General features: G+C 46.8%; 14 protein-coding genes. 2 read left to right on the top strand and 12 right to left on the bottom strand.

From position 1 onward, the window contains the following. Positions 1 to 17 precede the first annotated feature (17 nt). From LI015_RS03035 to LI015_RS02985, 11 genes are all read right to left on the bottom strand, one after another. Positions 18 to 1,313, bottom strand: a complete 1,296-nt coding sequence (locus LI015_RS03035) for an MFS transporter (RefSeq protein WP_227124111.1) — start codon at positions 1,311 to 1,313, stop codon at positions 18 to 20. Further along, complete coding sequence (locus tag LI015_RS03030; RefSeq protein ID WP_227124109.1) at positions 1,314 to 2,570, bottom strand: ester cyclase; 1,257 nt, start codon at positions 2,568 to 2,570, stop codon at positions 1,314 to 1,316. It abuts the gene before it with no gap. A 95-nt stretch (positions 2,571 to 2,665) separates the two neighbouring features. Continuing rightward, positions 2,666 to 3,697 carry a LacI family DNA-binding transcriptional regulator gene (locus tag LI015_RS03025; protein ID WP_117625469.1) on the bottom strand — a complete coding sequence of 344 codons (1,032 nt, stop codon included), beginning with the start codon at positions 3,695 to 3,697 and terminating at the stop codon, positions 2,666 to 2,668. A gap of 379 nt (positions 3,698 to 4,076) precedes the next feature. After that, positions 4,077 to 5,399 carry a hypothetical protein gene (locus LI015_RS03020; RefSeq protein ID WP_227124107.1) on the bottom strand — a complete coding sequence of 441 codons (1,323 nt, stop codon included), beginning with the start codon at positions 5,397 to 5,399 and terminating at the stop codon, positions 4,077 to 4,079. Between the two features lie 132 nt (positions 5,400 to 5,531). Beyond that, positions 5,532 to 6,737, bottom strand: coding sequence for a M20 metallopeptidase family protein (locus LI015_RS03015; protein WP_002568711.1), 1,206 nt, complete (start codon positions 6,735 to 6,737; stop codon positions 5,532 to 5,534). 29 nt (positions 6,738 to 6,766) lie between these two features. Continuing rightward, positions 6,767 to 8,044 carry a M20 metallopeptidase family protein gene (locus tag LI015_RS03010; RefSeq protein ID WP_227124106.1) on the bottom strand — a complete coding sequence of 426 codons (1,278 nt, stop codon included), beginning with the start codon at positions 8,042 to 8,044 and terminating at the stop codon, positions 6,767 to 6,769. Between the two features lie 59 nt (positions 8,045 to 8,103). Beyond that, positions 8,104 to 9,393, bottom strand: coding sequence for an MFS transporter (locus LI015_RS03005; protein ID WP_002568713.1), 1,290 nt, complete (start codon positions 9,391 to 9,393; stop codon positions 8,104 to 8,106). Between the two features lie 302 nt (positions 9,394 to 9,695). Continuing rightward, positions 9,696 to 9,965 (bottom strand): preprotein translocase subunit YajC, encoded by a 270-nt coding sequence (gene yajC, locus LI015_RS03000; protein ID WP_002568714.1) that lies wholly within the window; start codon positions 9,963 to 9,965, stop codon positions 9,696 to 9,698. A 30-nt stretch (positions 9,966 to 9,995) separates the two neighbouring features. Further along, positions 9,996 to 11,174: a M20 metallopeptidase family protein gene (locus LI015_RS02995; RefSeq protein WP_227124103.1), complete on the bottom strand. Its 1,179-nt coding sequence runs from the start codon at positions 11,172 to 11,174 to the stop codon at positions 9,996 to 9,998. Positions 11,175 to 11,221: 47 nt separating this feature from the next. Then, positions 11,222 to 11,887, bottom strand: coding sequence for a hypothetical protein (locus tag LI015_RS02990; RefSeq protein WP_002568716.1), 666 nt, complete (start codon positions 11,885 to 11,887; stop codon positions 11,222 to 11,224). Positions 11,888 to 11,904: 17 nt separating this feature from the next. After that, positions 11,905 to 12,624: a DUF5058 family protein gene (locus tag LI015_RS02985; RefSeq protein ID WP_002568717.1), complete on the bottom strand. Its 720-nt coding sequence runs from the start codon at positions 12,622 to 12,624 to the stop codon at positions 11,905 to 11,907. A 438-nt stretch (positions 12,625 to 13,062) separates the two neighbouring features. On the opposite strand from LI015_RS02985, the gene LI015_RS02980 reads away from it, so the two are divergent. Continuing rightward, on the top strand, positions 13,063 to 14,697 hold the full coding sequence (locus LI015_RS02980) for a PucR family transcriptional regulator (RefSeq protein WP_117625474.1): 1,635 nt from the start codon (positions 13,063 to 13,065) through the stop codon (positions 14,695 to 14,697). A 333-nt stretch (positions 14,698 to 15,030) separates the two neighbouring features. Then, positions 15,031 to 16,503, top strand: a complete 1,473-nt coding sequence (locus LI015_RS02975; RefSeq protein WP_227124101.1) for a GntR family transcriptional regulator — start codon at positions 15,031 to 15,033, stop codon at positions 16,501 to 16,503. A 119-nt stretch (positions 16,504 to 16,622) separates the two neighbouring features. Here the strand turns inward: LI015_RS02975 and LI015_RS02970 are convergent, their stop codons facing one another. Then, positions 16,623 to 19,838: a PAS domain-containing hybrid sensor histidine kinase/response regulator gene (locus LI015_RS02970; protein WP_227124090.1), complete on the bottom strand. Its 3,216-nt coding sequence runs from the start codon at positions 19,836 to 19,838 to the stop codon at positions 16,623 to 16,625. Between the last annotated feature and the right edge of the window lie 28 nt (positions 19,839 to 19,866).

Here is a 19,866-nt window from a genome sequence, read left to right as displayed (position 1 = left end):
TTACAACCTCCTGTGTGTTATTCATTATCTGCTGCTTTTTCGTTTTTCTGATAAGTTTCCGGCAGGAACATCCATATGACCGCGCCTGCCACAAATACTGCCATGGATACCATGAAGATCCCCTGCATCCCCGCAGCCGCGGATCCCAGGCCTGCAATTGCAGGAATGGCAAAGGTGGATATGATTCTTCCCCCGTTAAATGAGATTCCGGAGGACAGGGCGCTGAATTTCTGCGGGAACAACTCCGTATAATAGGCGCCCCAGGCACCGGAAAAGCCGACCGCAAACCCCAAAAATACCGATACCAGCTTGAACTGGGTAATATTCCCGGCCCCCAGCCTCATAAAGAGGAATACAAACACAGCGCTGAGCGCCATGCCAATCAGAGGTTTTTTCCGCCCGAACCTGTCTGAAATGAATCCCCATATGTTGTAACCGATTAATTGCCCTATTCCCTGAAGGCTGTAAATGCCTCCTGCAACTGCCGCGCTCAGCCCCAGGGAGTTTCTAAGATATGTAGTGGCATTGTTGGAAAATGCCGAGTAGGCCGTAAAGTTAGCGCCGGAGAGCAGGATGACCCCCAGTCCAATCCACAGATACTTTCCCTTATACATATTTAAATAGCTGATTTTCTCATTCTGCTGTTTGGATACTTCATTTAACTGCCTGGTATTCTGGTAATCGTTGGGTACAAACAGGAAAATCATGACTGCCCCCACCGCCGGAGGTATGATGGCTGTATACATCAGCACCTGCCAGTTGGAGTCCCCCATAAATGAGTAGAGCTGACCCCCGAAAATCATGGCCAGGGAAAAGAGACTGGTCAGAACCGCAGCCAGCTTGCCGCGGTATTTCTGCGGAAACAGTTCCGTCACCAGAGGCATGGCGCAGCCGAATACTCCTCCCAGGGTACCGCCTGTAATCAGCCTGGACACCAGCCATACCTGATAGCTGCCGGGTGTCATCATGGGCAGGAATGTGGTCAGCGCAATCAGTGACGCCACCACAATCAATGTATACTTTTTTCCTATCTTTGCATTCAGTATGCCGAATACAATGGTTCCGGGAATGGTTCCGAAGGACATAACCGCAAATATGGTTTCCGACTGCTGTAACGTAAAACCGAACCCTCCTGAAGCTGCCTCTGCAATCATGGTGGGCTTTACAAAGGTTCCCACCATAAAATTGTAACAATAAAAAAAGTATACAATGACAATGGACAAGAATGCAAGACTCCTGCGGCCAGCCGACAGATTCTTTCCCAATATTATCTCGTTTTCTGCTTCAGACGTATTTAGTGCGATTGCAGACATTTATCTCTCTCCCTCCGTCATGTTATCTTCTGTTTTTGCATAGCTGTCCTCTGTTTCCATATAAATCTGTTTCAGTACATCCAGGCCGTCAAATGTAACCCATTCTTCCTGAATCTGATTTCCCGCAATACGGTAATGATTAATTCCTAATATATCCACCGGCTTCATGGACGGCGCCCCAAACATGCCGCGGCCTTCATGCAGTCCGCGCAGCCTCCATCTGACAGCCACATCCCATTCATCATCCCCGGCCCGCCTGTTGCAGGTAACACGGTCCACGCTGTGATGCGCATTGGGGAAGGATGCCAGGAGACTGATGACCATTCCCTGAATCTCCTCATATCCCACCAGGTCTTTTCCGCATATATAGTGAACCACTGCATCCGGCGCATAATAGGCCTTAACCTGGTTAATCATCTTATAGTTAAACACCTGGCTGTGCATTTCCAGCATCATTTCTCCGACACTGTCATCAGCGGCCTTATATTTCTCAGGGAAAAACTGCCCCTGCATGGATTCGCCCAGTCCAAACCGGGACTGCAGTGCAGGAGTCTTCCCCTTTGACCCCCTGGCCATATTCCTGGCAACCTCATGGACATCCAATCCCAGCTGCTTTACCAGCCACAGATTGTCCCTTACCAGCCATTCCTCGTAAATACGGTTGTTCTCAATGGCACAGTCAATGACAGTGCGGAAGTTAACCTTTTTCCCTGTGGCCTTTCCAAAATCACTGTCCCCAAGATTAGTGGCCGTGGACAGGACCCTGTGGGAGGAAAGATATCCCTTTGTATCATGCTTTGACCAGATAACCTGTTCCCCTATCAGACGGCGGTCCGGAAATGAATGCAGGGTCATCAGCGTATTTGCAACCACATCCTTGATTCCCACCAGATTAGAGGAAGCACAATGCATGGTTACATCGTTATGGTACGTGTCATAAATGACCCCGATTCCCTTTTCTTCCCATATTCTGTGGGTTATCTTAAGCACATAGTCCACAATGTCGCGGTATTCCTCATCAAACCCCGGCAGCTGCTGCTTTGAGCCAGCCAGTTCCAGATAGTCATTGTAATCCGCGTGTCTGACCGGGTTCACCTCCTCCGTCTCACCGTAGTAAATTTTACCGCTGCTTTTTGGCTTTTCCTTCATTTTCGTTCCCTTCTCCTCTCCTTTTTTCATATCTGTCTTACCCGGAATCACCGGGTCCGGAATACCTGTTTTTTCATATGTACCCGGTTCCTTTTCCTGCATAATCATAACGTCCTCCTTCTTTTTTCAAACGTTTGAAATTTTGGATTAAAACAAAGCCTTTTACAAGGCTAAGTGTGAACACATAGAAACCATAAAACATCCTATTTTACAGGACCGGCCTGTGCCGCGTCCCGTACGGATCCCCGTGTGATTAAACGCGGGTAAATTTTCCGCGGATTCAGATCTTCCCTTCCCTCAATGCGGCAGACAAGGGAATTAACCGCATTGGTAATCACTTCTTCCCTGGGATCTGCAATGGTGTCCAGCGGAATGTCCAGATAATGAATCAGTTCAATATCATTATATCCCACGATTGACAGGTCCTCCGGAACATCCATCCCATAGTACTTTTTTAACTGCTGTACAATGGACAAGGCCGGAAGGTCCTGCTGGGAAAAGATACCCGTAAATTTGCGTATATATTCAATATTCTGTCTTACAAACTCCTTCTGGGATTCAAAATCCATGCGGGCTGTCAATACCGCCGGCTCTGCGCCGTATTCCGCCATGGCTTCCATGTATCCGGCCGTGCGGTCATCATACATCTTCAGTTCCGGGTCATTGGAACGGATGGTCAGGATTTTCCTGTGTCCATGCTCCAGAAGGTGCTTTGTGGCCCAGTATCCCCCCTTCCTGTTGTCATCCCAAAAGAAATGATCCGGTATATCTGCGGAAAAGGAAGGTTTAAAATATACATATACATATGGAATGCCGGCATCACTCAGGAATTTATACTCGGCCTCTGTCAGGGTTTTGGAAAAAATAACAAGGCCGTCCACCATCTTCCCATTGACCATTCTGAGTATATTACTCTGGGAATGTATGTTTTTGTTGGGCTGTATCAAAAAATCATATCCGCAGTTTTCAACTGCTCTGGTAGAGTAGGTCTCAATCTCATTGAAAAACCAGCGGTAATCAGGCGCATTAAAGTTATCTGAAAATATAATGCCGATACGGTTTGTTTTTTTGGTCACCAGACTGCGGGCATTGGCATTAAAGGTAAATCCCAGGCGCTCCGCCTCTTCTATGACACGTTTTTTTGTTTTCTCCGCGACCCTGGGGTCGTTATTCAAGGACAAAGAGACAGTGGAATAGCTGACATTTAAATTTTTAGCAATATCTTTGATGGTCATACAGGTCTCTCTCCTTCTGGATTTCTTACTGAAAGTATAATTTAAAACGTTTGAAATGTCAATAGACAGTTCTATTTTAACTATATTTTGTACTTTTTCCACAAACTGTATTGTGTGTTTTATACAATCTATCCTGTTTTTTATTTTTCTTTTCCACAGACACGCTATGTTTCCCGAAAAGGATACACTTCACAGATACTTCTGCACCTCCTCACAGGCCGCCACATGTACAAGGCAGTCCCAGTACCTGTGCCGGAGATTGTGGATACCGGATCCTTCCTTCTTTGCAAGGGGTGCCGCTGCATTATATCCTGACAAACTCAGTTCGGCAATATACGTTTTTTAGTGAAAACGCTTGGTCAGCAGCATATTCCGATACCTATATATCAATCCGGTATATACGGGTGGGCCTTCCCTTTGTCCCTGTGGATTTCATCCCTGTCTGTACCGCATATCCTGCCGTAGTCAGCCTCTCTATGATATGGTTTGTATGGCGGATCTTTACATTGAGACGCTCGGCAAGCTCGGCCGCCGTAATTTCGTTATTCCCGCGGATCCCAAGGATGGTCTTGATTTTGCGGACCGTCCCCGGAGCAAGCATTGCCTTCCCGGCAATTTCCATCAAATCCTCGTCAAGGGGCACCTGTTTAAGCGGCTCTGTCTCGGGCATGAGCGGACCCACAAGAGAATCCTCCACCACAGCATAAACCGCTTTGCGGTAAACGCCCTCGCGGAGCGCCTCAAGGGCACTGCTTTTTGCCGTGGACAGCTCCGGCGCAACCCCATAAGCAACATAGGTACAAAAGCGCAGCCGCTTCTGCAGGTAGTGACTCAACCCGCAATGCCTGAAATTACCGGTCATACGGCTGACGGTTTTCAGGTTCGTAAAAAGGAACAGGCCGTTTGTGGTCTTCTGTATCTGGAAATCAGCAAGGGTCTCCTTCTTATAGTCCAGAATCGCCTGCTGGAGCAGAAGCTCTTCCTCCTCGTCTGCTTCCACCAGCCCTTTCACGGATTCCCTGGCCACCACCACCGCGGCCGCCATATAATCTGCGCTTTTTTGGGCAGTAATCTGCCTGAGGAGCCCGTGAACCGTGCGGAGCAGCTGCTTCTCTGACGGATACAGGAAGGTATGGGGAATGCCGCAGGCCGCCAGCTTTGGCTGGACTGAGGAATTCCTGGATATCACATACGTTATCTCCCCTGCCTCCCAGCGTCTCTTAATCTGGGCAAAAAGCCTGTCCCCCAGTCCCTCAATCTCCTTAAGGGAGATATTTTTCCAATAATCCATGGTTTTCTGTCTTGCTGCATCCATATCCTTAATATCAAGCAAGGCCCTGCAGTTGTGCTTCTCATTCACCTGCAGATAGATATCCACCACCACCTTAGTGAGGTCAAGGCTTCTGTCCCTGTCCAAAAGGTCCAGAAGCGCATGGTATATCTCTTCAAGCTCAGTATCGAACGCAGCCACCGGCTTGTCATCCTCCGGGAAATAACGCTGTATGGCTGTCTGCACCACAAGTCCGCTCAAAAGAAATCCGTCATACTTGTCCCTGAGCTTGGGGTAAAGCTCAGGGAGCATGGAGAGATGCCCGTAATCATAGAGATCAAGCTTTACTCCCGCTGCCTGGCCTGTGGACTCAAGCTTGTCTGAGAGATATGGAATCAGGCCAGGGGCTGCCAAAATCGCAAGTTTCATCATGTTTAATCACCACGCAGTTCCTTTCAAATGATTCTGTCCATTTTTTTATAGCATACGGCCAGGCAAATAGCAAGCAAAAAAGCCAGGTACATGAATCCCCTGACTCTTCTTTGACGAAACAGGACTTGCCGTTCACCCTGATATGGCTGGATTCACCTCTCTTTCCAACAGCCGCAGGGCCAGCCTGGTCTGCATTTCAACCCCCAGCTTGAGACAGGTTTCATCCATATCAAAGTCCTGGCTGTGAAGGGGCGCCGTGATCTTTTTCCTTCTGCTGGCGCAGCCCAGATGATAAAAGACACCCTTGGCCTTGTCCAGGAAAAATGAAAAGTCCTCCACCCCCATGCTGGGACACTTCTTCCAGTGGATATGTTCCTCTCCAATGATGTCAGAAGCTGTTTCCACCAGCACATCCACCACCTGATCCGTGTTGATAAGGGCGGCATATCCCGGGGTCACCGTGACTTCGCCGTTTCCTCCCATTGCCTGGCAGGTGCACTTTACCATGCGGGTCATGGTGTCAATGATATTCTGCCTCACCATCCGGTCTGTGGTTCTAAGGGTGCCGGTCATCTCCACTTCCCCTGCAACAATGTTGCCGGCAGTCCCGCCGCATATGGTCCCTATTGTGAGCACCCCATTGTCCAGCGGGGAAATACAGCGGCTCACCAGAACCTGCAGGCTGTTTATGACAGCAGCAGCCATGACAATGGCATCCACCCCTGTATCCGGATAAGCCCCATGACAGCTTTTTCCACGAAGTTTTATGTGTATATGGTCAGAAGAGGCATTTAAATCACCGTAGCGGATTTCAATTTCGCCTGACTCATGGGTTGGCATCACATGCAGGCCTATGACATAATCCACATGAGGTTCTTCCATACAGCCAGCCTCCACCATGGGAAGTGCGCCTCCTGTAGTCTCCTCTGCGGGCTGGAAAAAGAACTTCACACACCCGGACCACTCTGCCTTACATTCCCTCAGGATGCGGGCCGCACCCAGAGCTATGGACACATGGGCATCATGGCCGCAGGCATGCATAAAGCCGGGATTCATGGAGCCGTACGGGCAGGCCGGATTCTCCGTCAGCGGCAGGGCATCCATGTCAGCCCGCAGGGCCACCGTGTTTCCCCTGCCCGGTCTGCTGCCCTGAATCATGGCTGCAATCCCCGTGCCTGCTACAGGATATTCGTAGGAAATCCCCCATCCGTCCAGCCGTTCGCGGATACGGGCACTGGTCCATTTTTCTTCAAACCCAGGTTCAGGATGGCGGTGGAAATCCCTGCGGATCTCCACCAGCTCCGGGTATATTTCTTCTATACGCTGTTTTATATCCATACAATCAACCTTTCAAAGGACATCCACCATCAATTTCCGGCCATCTCATAAAGAGTCTCTTCTGCCTGCCGGATACAGTCCGATACCGTTCCTGCCGCTGCATTTTCCAGCAGCCAATCCATTGCCGCCTTAGTATAAGCAGCCGCGCCCCGGTAAAGATAGGCATCATTAAACTGTACCTTGGGATTATGACATCCCCACTTGCGTCCCTGACGGCTGTCCCCAAGGAATATCCAGCCAAAGCCGGAAGGAACCTTTTCGGCGATATAGGAAAAATCCTCGGCACTTGTGCTTTTACTGTAAGCTCCCCCCCATGCAGTGCGCATATCCCAGGCCTCGTCCCCAAACATCTCCTTCATGGAACAGAGAAAGGACTTGTGCACGTTGCTGTCCACCACAAGGGGCGGACAGGCAGTGCCGAAGGTAACCTCTGCCGTCACACCTTTGGCCTTCCCCACATATTCCACCAGGGTTACAAGGTCCTTTCTCAGCCGTTCTCCAACCTGCTTGCTGAATGTACGTATGGTCCCCTGCATAATAGCTGTTTCCGGTATGATATTGGCGCTGTCCCCTGCACTCATTTTCCCCACCGTCATGGTACAGCTGTCAAAGGGCGACCGGTGCTCCGCCACGATTTCATGGATTCCCTGGTAGATTGCGCACATGGCTCCAAGGGGATTATGCGTCCAGTCAGGGGCTGCACCATGACCGCCCACCCCCTTTATATGGATTTCAAACCGTCCGGAGGAGGCGTACACCGCGCCCGGCCCAAAGACACCCACGGTCCCTTCCTTTACAGGGCTGCCTGCAATATTATGAAACATGAGCGCGGCATCCACATGGGGATTTTCAAGGATTCCTGCCTCTATCATGGCCTTAGCCCCTTCAAGTGTCTCCTCCCCCGGCTGAAACAGTATTTTTACCGTCCCTTCAATCTCATCTTCATGGCGTTTCAAAAGCTTTGCAGCGCCTAACAGCATAGCGGTATGGTTGTCATGTCCGCATGTGTGCATGCGTCCCTTTATCCGCGAAGCATACGGCACACCGGATTCCTCCTCTATGGGAAGGGCGTCCATATCCGCGCGGATGAGAAATACCTTGCCCGGCTTTTTACCTCCTGCCAGCACGGCAACACCCGATTCCCCATACTCAAGGGGCTGGTAGCCGAAATCCGAGAGGGCCTTCATCACATAGGCTTTTGTACCCGGAAGGGAAAGCCCCAGCTCCGGATTCGCATGCAGATATCTTCTGTATGCAACAAGCTCGTCGTTTAATTGGCATGCTTCCTCAAGATAATTGTAGTTCATTTTAGTCTCTCCCATATCATTTTAAGGTTTATATTCACTCAGTGCCGGCGCCTTGCCAGTCAGACGGTTGCCTCCTTCATGGAAACCGGAAGCTTTGCCCGTTTGCGGTTTGCAATCACTATGCTTATAAAAATCATCGGAATGGCAATCAGCGCAGCTGTGGACACCACCATCCACGCGCCGGAATACCCGCCGGTCTTATCGAAAACATAGGCGGAAAACATATTTCCGATAGGTGTTCCGAATGCCGTGATGCTCTGGATTGTGCCAAGGTAACGGCCATAGTCCTTATCTCCGAATACCGTAGAAACAATGAGTGGCGTGACAATCGTTCCCACAGAACCGCCGATACAAAAGAACATGAGGTACAGATAAATAAAGTTTGTACTGTATATGGATAAAAACAGCATGAGCAAACAGCAGAAATAGGATGTCATGCCCAGTAAAAGACCTTTCTTCACACCAATCTTATCACAAAGTGAGCCCAGCACGATCTTTCCTATGGTAAGGGAACCAATGGCGATTCCGGAAATGCTGGCTGCCTTTACTGCATTACCATTAAAAAGGTCTGTAAGATATGGGGTGCGGTGGTTGGTTACGGACGCATTGCAAATTTGAATCAGCATGATTCCCATCACAACCGTGAAGAATACAATGCTCTTGATTCCCTCCTTGTAGGGTACGCCGGTCAGCACGGTTTTCCCGGCGCTTGCACCGGAGCCTGTACTTTCCTTTTCTCCCAGCCGTTCCGTATATCCCTTTTCCTGGGGACGCTCCACAACCGTGAAATAGATAAGGGGCAGCATAACCACAAGCAGCATGACTCCTTCAAATATGTACGTCTTTCTCCAGCCGTAATTCTCACAGAGATAACTCAGCAACGGCGACATGAGCATGCTTCCCACTCCGGAGCCTGCCAGGGCAAGACTGATGGCAATGCCCTTTTTCTTAGGCCCGAACCACCGGTTGATAAGGATTGGTACTGACATGATGGTGGCCGCGCACCATGTAGCGCTGGAGTAAACAGACAGAACATAATACTGGCGGATATCCGTAAACATCAGCGGAATGAAAAATGTGGATGCGACTCCGGCTGTGGAAATCAGCATGATGCGCTTTAGGCCGAATCTCTGGATCAGACGTCCGCTCATATAACAGCTGATCAATGAACCAATACAGGTAAAGATTGACTTTGATGACCAGAGTGACCGGCTGAAGCCTTGCTCCTGCGTGATTGAAATTGTAAAGACGGATCCGGTGGATGTGGTGGAATAAACCAGCGCATAGATAATCGCACTGACCATGACCATGTACCAACCATAGTAACGTTTTTCTTTAACAGCGTCCATGTGAATAGTTCCCCCTATTTTTTAATTTTGGTGTATTTTTAGCGTGTGCTTTAATATTAGGTTACCATCACACCATATTAATGTCAAACGATTTTTGTGCCTTATATACACATTTGTGATATTTATATAAATAAGGTGATTTATTTTGTGGATTCTGTCCATGGAAAAAGTATATCACAGCAGAGTTTTGGCTTATATTCAAGATACTTACAGACGGGATTAAAATAATTGCGGTAAAGCAGGGGAATAAACGGGACAATTAAAGGCGGAACACTTAACCAAATGTTCCGCCTTCCAATCACTTATTTATCTATCTTCTGATTGACTGCATACAGCACAATCCTCATGGTCACTTCCTTCTCCTCATCAATAACCAGAGTGAGGTAATCCCCTTCTTTTTTTACCACCCTTCCAACTACCCCTCCGATGGTGATGACCATATCCCCTGCAGCAATGGAATCATGCATCTCTTGCATCTTCCTGTGCTTTTTCTTATTAGGTATATATACAAAAACATACATTGCCATTATGACAATGACACCATATGCAAGAAACAATAACCCTGGTGACATATCTTAAAAGTCCTTTCTGAGCCGTATTTATTACATTTTGAAAAACTTTTCGACTATACGCACAAATATGGCAGATCCAATCCAGAATACGTCCTCGTCCACATTAAAAAGCGGATTGTGGTGCGGTACATCCGTGTGTTTCTCCGGGTTGGATGAGCTTAAGAACATGAATGCTCCCGGCGCTTTCTCCAGATAATATGCAAAATCCTCTCCGCCCATATTTGGCGCATCCAGATGGTCAATGACCATATCATCTCCCACCACGTCCCTGGCACAGTCCGCTGCCAGTTTAGCCATACCGGCATCATTGATAACAGGAGGCGCACCCCAGATCATTTCGTACTCAGCTTCCCCTCTGAAGGCTTTCGCAGTTGCCTCTGCAATCTCGCCAATCCTCTTAGACAGCTCCTGGCGTACATCTTCCTCCAGAGCCCGGATAGTACCTTCAATCAGAACCTCCGACGGGATAACATTATAGGCGAAACCTGCCTTCACATGGCCGATAGTGAGTACGGAAGGCTTAACTGCCGGGATCTCACGGGCAATGATCTCCTGGAGATTGATGATGATATGGGCTGCAATGTTTACCGGGTCCACGCCTTTTTCCGGAGTGGAGCCGTGGCAGCCGATTCCTTTTACTTTTATCACAAATTTATCAAAGGAGGCCATACAGCAGCCCGGTACGGAAATCACGGTTCCTGCCTTGATGTCCTTGGAAATAATCGTTCCGATATGGGTTCCGAAAACAGCATCAACACCATCCATAGCGCCCTCTGCACAAAGCCTCTGAGCTCCTCTGGAACCTTCTTCATCGGTCTGGAAGAGCAGCCTTACCGTGCCTGGGATCTGATCTTTATGTTCACTTAAAATTTTAGCCGCCCCCAGCAGCATGGTCATATGCGTATCATGTCCGCAGGCATGCATACATCCTTCATGTCTGGATATGTAGTCCACCTCATTGGCTTCCTGTATCGGAAGGGCATCCATATCTGCACGGAGCACAATGGTCTTTCCCTCTTTTTCTCCCTTAATGGTAGCAATGAGGCCGCTGTCCGTCTTATTCTCCACAAAAGGAATCCCCAGTTCCTTAAGCTTTTCTTCCACATACGCCCTGGTCTTGGGCAGTTCTCCGCCCAGCTCAGGAATCTGATGAAGCTCCCTGCGCATTCTGACCAGCTCTTCCTGTAATTCTTTACATTTCTCCCACATGATAATATATTACTCCTTTCCTGAAATTAGATTGCCGCAACCCATGATTATTTGACAAGTCCCTTTTTATAGAATACTCTTGCGATTAACAAGGTACCAAATACAGTGCACACAATGACTGCTGCTGCCGGAAGCCCGGTGGTCATTTTCAGAATTACGGGAATTGCCAATGCAAATACTGCCACCTTTGGATATTTAACCGCAAAATTCCCGAAAGTCGCTCCAAAAATTGCGGAACTGGCATATTTCGTAAGACCTACCACTATGAACTCAGGAAGCACAGATAAAACCGCTCCGCCTACAATAACTGCAGAAGTGGTGCCTATCAGGTTTGTAATGATAGAACCGCAGATTGCCATGGTGGAAACCACCTCTGCCTGGATTGTACCTGGTGTGGAATGTGTAACATCCAGGGCCAGAGCCGCGCAGGGAACCCTCATATTGCCGATATTTCCTGACAGGAAGCTAAGGTAGGTTCCGGTCATACCAAGAGCGGCATAGTAGGAAACCGGCTCCACAAAATAAAATGCTCCAAAGGAAGCAGCAACCATGCCCCATGCAGTAAGGACCGTGCTGATTGGCGGCCAGCAATCATAAGTGGTGCAAAGCCAGATTACCGGAATGAATGAGGTCAGGGCAGCCAGGATGTTCGTAGGTGAGCCAATAACAATACTGCTTTTTTTCCATTGTTTCATGATTTCATTATCACTCATTTATCTTCCCTCCTGGTCTATTTGAGTAACTGATCATATCCCAATGCGAATATCATGCCAATGATCATGGCGATACCCAGGGAATATTCCATCAATTTAGGATATTTTTTACATACGGTTTTCACAAGCAGGACCATTGAAACAGCACCTGTCAAAACTGCCAGTGTATTTCCCATCCCTTTTAAGATTTCACCTGCGTTCAGATAACCAAAAATACCAAGGGAGCACGCACCGCTAAGCACAACCAGCCATTTCATATCTCCACCGGATACCTTATTGCGCAGCGTCTCTAAAGACGGAGTGGCAACACCGGTGAAGAGAAGCCAGCCTGCACCGTTTAAGGCCATGGTAAACCATGAAACCGCAAGACAGATCAGAGTATACTGCTCTGTGCCCAGAGTAACTCCACATGCTTCTGCACCAATATTGGCTGCTGAAAGCTCTGTGGCAGCAGCGCCGATGATGGAAAGACGGAGCCATGCCATGGGGCCTCCGATGGAAGCCATAAGTCCAACCATTACGATAAACACACCCAAAGCAGGACCTATAGCGGATATCAGTCCCACGCGGAAAGCTTCCTTGGGAATCTTCGGATCCAGACCTGCCGCCCTGGTAGTCTTGCTGCACTGCCTCATGTAAAGCACTGTCTGTATAGCAGATATGACAACCGTAACGCCGCATAAGAGCCACAGAATAGGTGAATTGGAAACCTGTTGGACTTGCTCAATATTACTCATTTCGCAACCTCCTTGCATAATGATGGTATAGTCAATTGGACTACACGATTAACGAGTTACTATAAATCTTATAAACATACACACCCCCCGTCAGCTGTTAATTTACATCAGCCAGTGATGTATTAAATTTTGTTTGAATTTAACAGATTTAGAATCATATCTGTATATTCAGCAGGATCATAGCTATTTCCGACTCTTTCATTTGCGAAAATTTCACCAACAACTACTTATAATCGCGAAAACAAACTGCCTTTTTCTCTGTTAATCCCAGCTTTTTTCTGCAAATTCATATATTCTTCTATATATTATCATTATTTTTTTGCACAGTCCTGGTCAAAGTGCACATTTTTTTCATTTAAATTCAAAAAACTGCACATTGCTTAATAATATGGCAGCTGATATAATTACATCTAGTTGTTTTAGAAAGGATGGAACTCCATGGTTACAGTTGCAGATTTTACATCAGACCTTGAACAAATCCGTTGTGTTGCCGGATTTTGCGGGACAAACAGAGAAGTTACCTCGTTCACCATAATCGACACACCTGAGATTCTGGACTGGCTGCATGGAGGAGAATTTGTTGTGGATTCCGGATATATCACCAGTCATAATCCATCCATGCTGAAAGGTTTTATCGCTTCCCTTAAGGAAAAAGGCTGCGCTGCGCTTGGTGTAAAACTACACCGCTATCACAACGAGATTCCCGGCATCATACTTGACGACGGAAACAAACTGGATTTTCCCATATACGAAATGCCATATAATCTTTACTTTTGTGATTTTGCTTCTATGATTTATAAACGTATATTTGAGGAGCAGCTAGATGATATGTACCATGTTTCCATTGCATACAAGGATATTGTCAATTCATTCAGCAAGTATAAGGTACCGGAGAGAATGCTGTCTGAATTAAGCCTGGTGCTTAGAAATCCTGTTTTCCTGATAAATTCACAGTTTGAGCTGATAGAATATTCCTATGGTCCAAGTGACGATTTTTCTTTGCAGAACCTCCTTCACAAAGAAGTTTTGATGGAGCTGGATAAAAATATACAGAATACTCTTCTGAAAAGGCATCAGCAGCAGCCATACCAATTCCACCAATTCTCTATCAGCAGCCCAAAAGGTGAAATAAACTGTATTCTGTTATCATCGGGAAACATTGACGGAGATACAACGTTCTTAATTATTCCGGAGATAAACAAACTGGAAGACTGGCATTACAGGGTTGTAAAGGACATATCGGCCTTATTTCAATTAACAGCTAATAATAAAGTAAACACCCAGGATTTTGCGGCCTCCGTAATCATGGCGCAGTCAAATTCAAACGAAACGATTCTTCGCTATTGCAAGATGTACAATTTTGATTACTCCAAACACCGTATTTGTTTATCCATAGAATTTGACAGTGAGGTACCCACCACATCCACACGTAAATATATAACCAGAGAAATCTTCTCGTCCATAACCACCTGGATCATGAACACCTATGGATGCAACGTTTTTTTCCTAAAAACTCACACCCATTATGTTCTGTATCTGCTCTTTTCTGATGTCATATCACAGGAAACAGCAGAATACCAGGCTTCGGAAGCAGCAAAAAAAATCTGGCATATTTTTAATCACAATAATATTTCCACATATATTGGTGTCAGCTTGTATTCCTCTGATCTACAGCAGATCTCAAAGGCGTTTTTTCAGGCTATCGACGCAATGAAATTGGGCAGAAAACTCTATCCGGAAGAAAATGTGTTTTTATTCCGCACCATTCAGGTTTATCAATGGCTCTCGACCATGCCCCAGGAAAGTCTGGAGGAAATGTACAGAGATACCATAGAGCCCTTAAGCAAGGCCGGTAATTCCGATGTCAATTATGTCCATATATTGAGAACATATATCGGGAATCATTATAACATCAGCAAAACTGCGTCTTATCTGCATATCCATCGCAATACCTTGATGAATTATCTGACCAGAATTCAGGAATTGCTGCCTTACAATATCGGGCTGCCAGAAAATATGCTGAAGCTGCAAATAGGCATACATGCAATGTATTTATTGGACAGAAATATATAGCTATATACTATCCTTTAGATTATCCGCCTGCTCTTGGCATGCGGCTGTATTTACTGTTATAAATATAAAAGGGGGAGTGAAAAGGGGCTGTCCTGAAAACGTAAATCAGAGATAACCTATAAAGAAACACCCAAAAGGGAATCCATCTCCCAGAGCCACGGCATCTATGCAAGCCGGGTTTAGCATATGAATGTTAGGAAATCAAGTTGAAGAGACACGAAAGAGCTGATATAATGAAGTTGATTTAAGAAAAGCAGCTATTAATAAAAAATCTCTGCATTTTTTCTCTGCTTCTTAATAAGGAGAACGTTTCCATGAAAGGAGGCCAAACCCATGAGCCATGATCAACAGCTATATCAGTATCTGTATCAGACCATTACCACACAGATATGTAACGGTACTTTTATTTATGGACAGGAGTTTCCTTCACAGCGGGAAATCTGCCAGCGATACAACGCGGGGATAACTACGGTTCGCAAAGTGATGAAGCTCCTTGCTGAAGAAGGATATATCCGCACAGCGCAGGGACAGCCGTCTGTAGTAACTTATCGTACCTCAAAGGAAGCCCATGCCGAATTTCTGGTTCAGAACCGTGAGGAAATTGCCGACGCATATAAGGGATTGGGGTTGCTGATGCCAATCCTCTATCGTGAGGGCGCCAAACGGTGTAACGAGTCAGATTTGTATTGGTTGGATAAGATTTTGAATCATATATCAGAACAGATGGAACTGCCAGATCACTATCAGCTGGCCAATGCCTTTTTTACAGCATTGCTCCGTCCATTAAAAAATCAGTTAATCATCGATCTGGAGTTTGACAGTGAAAACTATCTTCACGTCCCATTCGTACCAATTCCCGGCATAGATAATCCTTTTGCTACGACTTTTGAAAGAACAAAAACTTGGTTCAGCAAAGCTATCATTCAAATTAAACAGAAACAGTTTGATGACTTTTATGCCGATGCGTCAAAATTATACCGCGATTCAGGAGAAAGGGTTGACAATTACTTATATGCTTTGGGTAAATATACCGAAAGCAATTCAAATAAGAATGAGGACATCCGCTGGTTCAGAATAAAAGGACATTCCGAGCTATATTCCCGGCTGGCGATGACCATTGTACGCAGGATTATTGCCGGGGAGTTTGACAACGAACCGTATTTACCCTCTATACCAAAGCTGATGGAAGAATACAACATAACAAAAAATACTGCAAGACGGGCGGTTAGCCTGCTCAATTCACTGGGGATCGCACAGACAATTGATAAAAAGGGGAGTATAATTACGCCGGAAGGATATACTTCGTTTAAAAGTGAGCTGGATCTGGCGGAGCCGGTGATACAGGAGCGGCTATCCTTTTTCCTGGAAGCCCTTCAAATTGTAGCTCTCACTGCACGCTGCTGTGCATCATCCATTTCCTTTATTCCGGATTACCTGGGCCAGTCCGTGGAAAGCAGGCTTCGCACAGCATCGGATAACAGAATCACCCCCTTGTCTTTTCAGTTGCTTATGAATGCCTTCATCCAGCTCCTGCCATACCAATCCCTTAAAAATATTTTTCGGCAGCTAGACGACCTGCTGATATGGGGACACTATATGCAGGCAATTGACAAGTCGTATTATCCTGATTACAGTGAAATCGCGCTCGCAATGGAAGCTGTTATCACTGCCTTGAAAACCCAAAGGAGCGACGCATTACCAGATGCGTTTAGTAATGCGTTTGCCTTGATCTATCAAGATGTTTGTATGGTCTTATCAAAACTCCCCTCCGGTTCCATCTTTAATACGTTGAAGGATCCGGAATGAATTATAATACTGCAAAAAGTAAAGCAGGTGCTTCATAAGTAAAAAATGCCAATATAAAAATGAATATCTTCACTGTTTTCTGTATGTACCTCAGAGCAGGCCAGGAATCTGCATCTGTGCTATACGTGCAGATATTGTCCTATTTCACGCACAAGCTGTTTAAAATCCAAAGGCTTTGCCAAATGGCCGTTCATACCCGCGGCCTTTGTGTTCTCTATGTCCTCAACAAAGGCGTCAGCGGTCATTGCCAGGATAGGAACCGTCTTGGCGTCCTCTCTTGAAAGCGAACGGATAGCGCGGGCTGCCTCATATCCGTTCATCACAGGCATCTGAATATCCATGAGAATCAAAGAATAATACCCTGGCCGGCTCTCCTCAAAACGTTTAAGGGCCTCCCTCCCGTTGACTGCAGCTTCCAGTTCCATCCCGAATCCGCCCAGCAGTTCCAGGGCAATCTCGCGGTTAAGCTCATTATCCTCAACGAGGAGGACCTGGCTTCCGGCGAAATCCAGTGGTTCCGTATCCGGCTGTCCCGGCTTCTTTTCCAGCCTCACCAGTTTCGTATCCGGCCGCATCAATTCCTCCCCTATCCGGCACCGGTTCATGCAGTCAATCACCCCGGACCGGCATAACGGTTTACTCATAAATCCACAGACCCCCCATGCCATGGCTCTTTCTTTCATTCCGCTTACATCATAGGCAGACACCACCAAAGGCACCCTGCCATGAATCCCCCTGCAGATCATTTCTGTCTTCTCCATACGTTCAACTTCCGCCAGACTTAAACCCAGAATGATAAAACCGAAGTTTTCTGTCCCCCAATGTGTCAGGAAGCGTTTCCCCGCTTCCTCAAAATCCGTGCACTCCACCTCCATCCCCATAGAACGGAGCAAACTGCCTGCACACGCCTGCTGTACAGGGTCATCGTCTATCAGCAGGACATGTAATCCCCTGAAATCTTTCTGTTCCTCTTCTGAATCAGCCAGGACATCCATGGGCATCAGAACATCGAACACAGTTCCCACACCCAACTGGCTTTTAACTGTTATAGTGCCCCCCAGCAGGTCAATCAGACGCTTCGTAATTGCCATTCCCAGCCCGCTTCCCTCGATTTGGTCGATACGGCTGTCCCTTTCACGGGTAAACGGTTCAAAAATCTGCTCCAGATATTCCGGACTCATACCAATCCCATTGTCAGACACGGTAAAGCAGATCATGGCTTTTTTTGCAGACTCTGTTTCCTGTATCTCTATTTTTAAGATGATCCTCCCGTCTTTGGGAGTAAATTTTGAAGCATTGGAGAGAAGATTGAGAAGAATCTGGCGGAAGCGGAGCGCGTCACTCATGAAGTTCTCCCAGCCTGGACCTTCCAGGTACACATCAAATCTCTGATTCATTTTGCGGATGCCTGGCAGCACAATTGTGATAATCTCCTGCAGCTCATCCGGCAGACACATTGGAGCTATGCTGATAGAAAAATTACCGTTTTCAATTTTGGACATATCCAGCACGTCGTTAATCAGCCCCAGAAGATGATGGCTGGATAAACGGATTTTCTGAAGACAATCCTTCACACGGTCCTGATCCCCAATATGGGCGGCTGCAATTTCAGCCATACCGGTGATCACATTCATGGGTGTACGGATATCATGGCTCATGCGTGAAAGAAAGTCAGACTTTGCCGCATTCGCATATTTTGCCGCCTCCAGGGCGCTGTTAAGCATGTCGGTCCGCTCTTCCAGTTTGCGCTGAAGTTCCCTCAATTCTGTAATATCCGTAATATCTATAAACATAGACAGGTACACGGGGTCATCCGATATTGTATCAATGCAGGTGCTGTTGAAGTGGAACCACCGGTCACGGTCATATTTATCTTTAATACGTATAGTCGCCTCAAGGGGCTCCCCTCTTCTCAGACCCGGAAAATGGCTGATTATTAGCTCCCGGCTTTCCCCGGACATCACCTCCAGCGGGTCGATGGCGGCGATATCCTCCATGCTGACATCAAAAATATCCTTAATCCGTTCGCTGGCGTCAAGCATTACAATCCCCTGCGGCAGGATGCGGTGCCTGACTATGAATCCCGGAATATTCTCATAAGCAATACTCCGCTCCTTCTGGGTCTGCACCAAATCTGTGACATCAATCATTGTGGTGTAGGCAATCTGTATTCCATCCATGTATTCATCTGTCAGAAAACCCACTATTTTGACCCAGCGCATGGAACCGTCCGGCATTTTAAGCGGCAGATATGCCTCGTAACTTTTCTCATCCGCATTGGTCATACTCTGGATATTCTCATTAATAATCCTCAAACCGGTTTCATTGTCCCAGAAATACGCATCGCAGCAGTTATGGAATCTGGTCTCATAGTCCTCTTTCGTGTACCCAATCATCCGGTAGTAACATTCATTAGCCCAGATAACAGTAAAATGTTCATCCATCAAGTGCCTGCTGACACTGACCTCCATTGCACTCATAAGCATTTCCTGCTCGTTTTTTGTTCTCATTAATTCTGTTACATCTGTCATTACCGTGTAAGAAATGCGGAATCCGTCTATGTATTCATCTGTAAAAAAGCTCACCAGCTTGACCCAGTAGCTTGAACCGTCCTCATATTTCATGGGCACAATCGCCTCATATCCATCCCCATTATTTTTCAGAACAGCTTCAACTTTGCTTGTCAGGAGTTCCCAGCCCTCCGGGTTATTAGCAAAGAACTCATCCGGATGATTGTGGAACAACGCCTCGTATCTTGCCTTTGAATAGCCAATCAGCTTATAGTAATACTCATTGGCCAGGACACAGGTATAATGTTCATCAATCAGGTGTTTGCTGACGCTTATATTAAGCGCACTCATAATCATCGCCTGCTCCTGCATCATTTTATCAAAATCCTGCCTGGTTTCCTTTTGTTCCAGCCGGGCCTGCATCATATCAGTCACATCAACCATCGTTGTATAGGACACACGGTATCCATTGATAAACTCATCGGTAAACACCGCCTGCATCCTGACCCAGAAAGTCCCTCCATCCGGATATATCATGGGAAGATATAAGGAATAGCCGCTTTTCCCCTGCTCTAGTGCAGAATGGACCTGTTCCGTCAGCCTGGCCCATCCTTTGGGATTATTATAAAAATATTCATCGCAGTGATTGCGAAACAGATGTTCATACAGGGGCTTCGGATAGCGGATTAGCTCATAGTAGTAATCATTTGCCCAGATACAGGTAAAATGATCATCTACCAGATGCTTGCTGACGCTTGCGCCTAAAACACTCATCAGCATACTGTATTCAGCATTGAGCTGTTCATAACTCAGGTTAATCTCCATTCAGGTGTCCTCCGGGATTTTACTTTCT

It is taken from the genome of Enterocloster sp. 210928-DFI.2.20, from assembly GCF_020554465.1.
Classification (GTDB): domain Bacteria; phylum Bacillota; class Clostridia; order Lachnospirales; family Lachnospiraceae; genus Enterocloster; species Enterocloster bolteae.
This window is presented reverse-complemented; position numbering and strand designations above follow the sequence as displayed.